Genomic DNA, 6259 nt, shown 5'->3' with positions numbered 1-6259 from the left:
TTTCTTTTGGGCAAGTCTCCTTGCCTCTTTCTTAGTAAGAATAACACAAGGAAGCTGGAAATTCAAGCAAAATTTTCATCCTCCTTTGTGCCCCGCAGGGGCATGACGGTTTCCCCTGAAAATAGCCGCATAAATAGAACACAGATGACACGGATTAAACGGATGAGCACGGATTTCTTTTGAAAATATATCACACAAAGGCACAAAGGTAAAAATCTAATTCTTTAATTTATCTGTGTTATCTGTGTTCATCTGTGTCCCATTAATTTTCATCGTCGTTTGTGTCCACCCCGTGGACATGCCTGGTTTCTCCTTCTAACTTCCTCCCTTTAATCCTCCGCCAGCGGGGGACACCCTCTGCTCTCTCGCCCCTTCCATCTTACCTCTTGTCCTCTACTATCTGGTATTTATCCGTGATAATCAGTGGCTGAATAGTTACCTAAAATATCAAGATAATTATGTGCGTCACTGTATTTTTTTCAGGATAGTTTCAGCTAGAGTTCTAAATTCTTCACCAGCTGTTTTGACAAGATGTACATGTCCTCCTATTGCTCCATCAGCAGGTTGCAAGTCAAATACTGGTTTGTGGACTTCATGTGCCATTGGCATTAGACTTCTGTAGTGCCGCAATGAAGCTAAACAATATGGGTCTGGAGACTCTATCTCTTGTTCAGATATGTTAAGTATAGACTTACGATATTCTTTTGGAATTCTTTCCAGCCAGCGATTGTAAGATAATACAGGTCTATCAAGCCGCATAGCATGCTGTAAGACTACATAACCTATTGGGTTCATATCTCCTGATGGAATTTCTATTGAAGGAGCAGGATATTTGCTACGGATAATTTGCCAATTCTCTCGCCAGGCACGAATCTTTGGTCCTAAATTGCGGAGTCCCTGTAATGAAAAAAGGTCAACTTCTAAAGGAAAAACAAGGTAATCTAAAGATAATATCGTTGCTCGATTTATTGCTCCTAAATTAGGGCCAACATCTACTAAGACAATCTTTGCCTTACAGCTCTGGGCACCAAGTAGTATAATTCGATAAAATGCAGTTGTTGCTCGTAGAGCACTCATATTACCTTCATAACTTCGTGGCCATGCATCCGAAAGATTATCTTCAAAAAGACTCAGTTGTAACGCTCCACTCAGAAGAAATAGTCCGTCTACTACTTTTCCTGGTTGAGGCGTTTGAATATCACCTGTTCCTTCCATAATAGGTTCTATGCATGAATAAATAGTCTCTCCACTTTTAGGATTTTCAAGTCGTTCTGCTATAGTTTCTTCGTCAAAAAAGGCTTCAGTTAAATTTGCCTGCGGGTCTAAATCAACTGCCAGAACAGGATAGCCTATCCGAGGGAATATATGAGCCAAATGATATACTACAGTAGTCTGACCAACACCACCTTTATTATTAAATAGAGCAATAATTATTGGTTTCATTGTCGTTTCCTTATGGTTACCTGAACATAGGTTGGTTCAAAGATAAATTCTAACGGAGGATTACCATTTCTGACCAGTTCTTTATCCGCTATCTGTATTCCCATTCCAAAATGTTGCACAAAGCCCATTGTTTTCATTGCCTCTGCAATCCTTGGATTTCTGTAATCTGTAGTTGCACGGATGTTTTCTGGTGTAACCTGTCCATACAATCCACCTGGACTTTGTATCTCTATTCGATCTGCGAACCAATAGAATCTAACTGGAGCATTAGTCATTTCATAAGTGCGATGCATCACTGCATTACGAATAATTTGCTGAATAGCCTTGACGGGATAATCAGGAGTTCGAATCTCTGTACCATAATCAGGAATTTCTATGACACTGGAAATATTCAATTGAATTAAGTCATCTAACAGGCGCAATTGATGAGATAAAACACCTCTAATCTCTTTCTGGTCCTTAATAGAATCTGTAATCTCTGTTCCTTCTATTCTCAAAAATTGGACATAAGCCCCTGGAAACCAGTATTGAGTATCCTTTCCTGCCACAAGGATACCTACGACAGTGGGTTGCCCATCAGGTTTTGTCAGAAACCGAAGTGAGGTCATCTGTTCAAAAATAGTTCGTTGACTATCTTCTATAACTTCCGGTGCAACAGCATACGGAAGATATTCATTTTGAAATAATCCAGTTGAAATCTCATTTCTGGTAGCTCCTGAGATAGGTCTGGTATCAAACGGAAGATTTCCATATATCCGTTTCTCACTGAGCCGTTTTTCTTCCTCAAGCGTGGCAGTGGCACGGCGAGGGCCTATACGAATCCAAACGCAACCTTTATACCGCACAGGTGGAGATTCTGATGGAAATACCTCCACCACGGCTACTTCTATTCCCTCAAAGGTATGTTTTTGAACATTCATCATCGGAGGAGGAAGGATATTTCCCTCAGTTCTAATCCCTCCAAGTTCCCTCAACATTCTATCAGTAATGGAAAGGTTATTAAGTGTTCCATCATCCCTTACGCCAATAAAGATGTATCCTGGTTTTTGATGATTAGGAAGGTCATTGGCGAAGGCACAAATACCCTGACAAATTTTATCTTTCTCAGAGAGAGATTCCTTCCGTTCTACTCGATCAGATTCAATATCTTTAATTAACCTATTTAACTCATTCAAATCCATTATGTTTTATTTCAACCGTATTTACAACCTATCCGAAAAACCCGTTTGTCCAAAAACACCTTTTATTTATTTCCTAATTTCTTTCATATCCTTTAATATTATTTTTGACACAACACAAATCTGGACTTACAAATATTAACCTGACAAGGCCATTTATAAGTTTAATAATCTCTTTACCTCATTATATATCCTCATATTTTCTGCTTCATCTGAAAGTTTTTGTGCCCAGGATATAAGATATTTCTCATCAAGTTTTCCTTTGTGTCTTATAACAATTCCTTCCGCATCAATAATGTCTCCTGGTCTATTGGGAATTACTTTAAATATAATCATATCCTCGGGTGTTGGGAAATACCCAGAGACACTATGAAGTGTTATTAAACTCCTTCTGGTTAAAGCAGTTTTTTCAAAATCTGTTGATGCTATAATAAAATCAATATGAAAGTCCTCAATAGAAATTTGAAAAACGCCCGCTATTTTCATTTGAGCCTTTATCCTTTCTTTGTTAAAAGAAAACCCTTCCTCGTGTGCCTTTTTAAGAAAATCTAAAACATCCTTCTTTTTTATAAACAAACACAGATCAACATCCTCTGTAAACCTTGCTTCTCCAAGCACACCTACTGCAATACCGCCAATCACTAAATAATTATATCCATTTTTATTAAGGAAGGAAACTATTTTTTTATATACATCATCTAAGAGCATTTTCTTTTTAAACCTATCTTAAGAGAGCAAGGTGTGTCATTTCTGAAACTTCCCTTTAACTCCAAAACAAATCTTGAGGAAAGAAATCTTTCTACTTGTTTCACAGCCATATCCATTGTAAGATTTCTTAATTCCTTCTTTCTTTCCTCTTCTATCCATTCAAACCTCTTTTTATCCAAAAGCCCCTTATTTTTTCCTTTTTTCATCTTTAATTTCACATCCTCTTGTATGAAATTTACCACTTTGTGTCCTGCTTATTCTTTATTCGTGTCATTCGTCCATTTGTGTAATTCGTATTCACTCAGCAGGAAATATTGTGCTCAAATCTATTTCTAAACCTTTAAAGATATCCACCTGTATCTTCTCTTCTTTTTTATATTCTTCAGGCTCTACATATTTATTCTCTTTAAGTTTAAATATCACCACCTCTTCAGTTATCGGGTCAAATATCCAGTACTGTTTGACCTGATGCCTTTCATATAAGTGGTATTTGGTAATCAGGTCTTTTTTGGCGGTGTATGGGGATAATATTTCTATGATTATATCCGGGGCACCGAGACATCCACGGTCATCAAGTTTCTTCGTCTCACAAACAACGACAATATCTGGTTGAACTACGGTTTCTATCTCTTCCTCCGCCTCGTCAGCCTCAGGCAATCGGACATCAAAAGGGGCAACATACACCTGACAGGATTTGTCCTTTAAATAATTATGGAATTGGACAAATATACTCCCAACTATTTCCTGATGCCTTCTTGAAGGAGATGGACTCATATCATAGGCTATTCCATCTATCAATTCCCACCGTTCTTCATTTGGCCATTTTAGATAATCACCATAAGTCCATCGTTCTTCTATTTTTTTTGCAGGAAGCCCCATTCAATAACTCCTTATTACTAAAATTGAATGCTCCTCAACAAATCCAGCCATAGATGGACACGGATGAAACACGGAAAATTCGTGCCCTGAAAATATCCGCAAGATTTTACCACAGATTTCACAGATTTTTAATTTCCCCTGAAAATAGCTTTAAGAATAGAACACGGATGACACGGATTTAACGGATTTTCGCTGATTTCTTTCTTTTTTTCTGTCCTCTATCTTCTATTTTGTATCCGCGAATATCCGCATTATCAGCGTCATCAGCGTGCTATTATTTTTCATCATCCTTTGTGCCCTGCAGGGGACACAGATTTCCCCGTTTCTCCCTTTCTCATCTATCTTCTGTCCTCTGTATTTATCCGTGCTAATCCGTGTCAATCAGTGGCTGAATAGTTACTGTTCTTTGAGATTTCTGTGAATGTAGTAAAAATGGTGAACGGCATGCTAAAACAGGTCAGAGCGCTACGGATAATCCGTATTACTGCCTTTGGCAAGATTTGACGCTTCGGAACATAGACCTGGAACCGATACTTAATCTCCGAGCACTACCGTTCACCAATGAAAATCCTATTTTTTATCTTGAGTGTAACTATTCAGCCACAGATGAACACAGATGAAACACTGAAAATTCGTGAACCCTATTCGGTATCCGTGTCCGTAGAGATAGACTAGTTAAATATTATTTTCTCGCAAAGAGCTGTCAATTGATAACTGAGCAGTCACAAAATTAAATATTCTTTTATAAAATTCAGGGGCTTCTTGAATAAAATATTGAATTCTTTGGTAAAGAATATCTAAGTATTCGTGAGCTAATAGATTTCTTAAATTAGCAAATCTTGAAAATTTCTTTGCCGCTTCCATATCAAATCCAATCAAAAGAGCAAAATCAAACAATGCCTCTTCATAACTTCTTGGCATTCTTTTTTTCTCTGATGCTAAAATAATCTTGGCTATATCAATTGTGGCATTAAGGATATTTTCTGTCCATCTCTCAATAAGTCTTCTTTTATCCCTATCTTCTAAATATTCTTTCCAACTCAATTCCTTAAATCTATCCTGTTCGTTGAACTCTGTTTCTAAAAAATCACATCGTAATCTTAAATTTATTTTTTCTTCTTCAGCAAGTGATTTTGCTCTCTTTTTAATTCTCTCAAAATCTTCTACGAACCTTGAAAAATCTTCTGCCTCTAAACTTACTTTCAAATAAAGATTCCAGTATAAATTTTTATCTCTAATTACTAATGGAATTCCCGTTTTAAAGACACTGGAAATCAAGCTTGCCGGGGCTTCATTTAAGCAGACTAAGTCAACTTCTTTTTTAATTATCCTGGCTACATCAAACCAAATTCTATCTTCTTCTTTTTGAGAATAGTCTTTAAAATAAATCCCCAGATCAAAATCAGATTCTTCCATTTCAAATCCTTTGGCATACGAGCCAAAGAGAAATGCTAAAACAACCTTCTGGTTTTTCTCAAGATAATCTTTTAAATCTGTAATTTGCAATGTGAACAATTTGACACCTCTTGAGAATATTACTTAACTTAACTTTTGCGTTTTTGAGCCTGTTGTGGATTCAGGCTCGTAACTATTTACCCAAATGAAGTGCAAGGTAATCGGTAATCAAGTAATCGGTAATCGGTAACAACCCATTGATCTTTTCCCTTTACCGATAACCTGATTACCGATAACTGATTACCTGAATTTCACTTCAGATGGCTAAAATGTTACTCAGGCTCTAACTTCTTGCAGAACAGTAAGTTATAAAAAAAACGCAAAAGTTTAGATAGAAATTTTGACACAACACTACCTTCATTTAAGTTTTAACAGTGGTAAATGTAGAACGCTCTCGGCTCTAGACTATATTATACTGAAATTATTCAAAATGTCAAGGCTTTTTTCTTCCCCGAATGCCTTCGGTGTACAGCAATTCTCGGTGAAAATAAGAAATGGGTATTTATGAGGGTTTTTCGGGATTATGAAATATATTTTTCGTAAAGATTTTTGTTTTTTGAAAAAAATATAGACTTTTTATCTTAAATGTGGTATAT

At 36.7% G+C, this 6259-nt stretch carries 6 protein-coding genes; all 6 read right to left on the bottom strand.

Going from position 1 to position 6259, the window contains the following annotated elements; all coding sequences use genetic code 11:
• Positions 1-465: 465 nt before the first annotated feature.
• A complete protein-coding gene (locus AB1414_13585) occupies positions 466-1443 on the bottom strand; it encodes an AAA family ATPase (protein MEW6608454.1) in 978 nt (325 codons plus the stop codon).
• A complete protein-coding gene (locus AB1414_13580) occupies positions 1440-2624 on the bottom strand; it encodes an RNA-binding domain-containing protein (protein MEW6608453.1) in 1185 nt (394 codons plus the stop codon). Before AB1414_13580 ends, AB1414_13585 begins: the two co-directional genes overlap by 4 nt.
• Before the next feature lie 153 nt (positions 2625-2777).
• Complete coding sequence (locus AB1414_13575; GenBank protein ID MEW6608452.1) at positions 2778-3329, bottom strand: nucleotidyltransferase; 552 nt, start codon at positions 3327-3329, stop codon at positions 2778-2780.
• Positions 3320-3535: a hypothetical protein gene (locus AB1414_13570; GenBank protein MEW6608451.1), complete on the bottom strand. Its 216-nt coding sequence runs from the start codon at positions 3533-3535 to the stop codon at positions 3320-3322. Before AB1414_13570 ends, AB1414_13575 begins: the two co-directional genes overlap by 10 nt.
• Before the next feature lie 91 nt (positions 3536-3626).
• Positions 3627-4208 (bottom strand): Uma2 family endonuclease, encoded by a 582-nt coding sequence (locus tag AB1414_13565; protein ID MEW6608450.1) that lies wholly within the window; start codon positions 4206-4208, stop codon positions 3627-3629.
• Positions 4209-4883: 675 nt separating this feature from the next.
• The gene (locus AB1414_13560) at positions 4884-5723 is read right to left on the bottom strand and encodes a HepT-like ribonuclease domain-containing protein (protein MEW6608449.1); all 840 of its coding nucleotides are present in this window, start codon (positions 5721-5723) and stop codon (positions 4884-4886) included.
• Positions 5724-6259: the final 536 nt, after the last annotated feature.

It is taken from the genome of bacterium, assembly GCA_040755795.1.
In the GTDB taxonomy this organism is placed as follows: Bacteria; UBA9089; CG2-30-40-21; order CG2-30-40-21; family SBAY01; genus JBFLXS01.
Note: the sequence above shows the minus strand (reverse complement) of the source record. Positions and strands in the feature narration are given on the sequence as shown.

Coding starts and splice junctions, on each gene's coding strand:
- AB1414_13585 (MEW6608454.1), bottom strand. CDS start 1,443: ATGAAACCAATAATTATTGCTCTATTTAATAATAAAGGTGGTGTTGGT.
- AB1414_13580 (MEW6608453.1), bottom strand. CDS start 2,624: ATGGATTTGAATGAGTTAAATAGGTTAATTAAAGATATTGAATCTGAT.
- AB1414_13575 (MEW6608452.1), bottom strand. CDS start 3,329: ATGCTCTTAGATGATGTATATAAAAAAATAGTTTCCTTCCTTAATAAA.
- AB1414_13570 (MEW6608451.1), bottom strand. CDS start 3,535: ATGAAAAAAGGAAAAAATAAGGGGCTTTTGGATAAAAAGAGGTTTGAA.
- AB1414_13565 (MEW6608450.1), bottom strand. CDS start 4,208: ATGGGGCTTCCTGCAAAAAAAATAGAAGAACGATGGACTTATGGTGAT.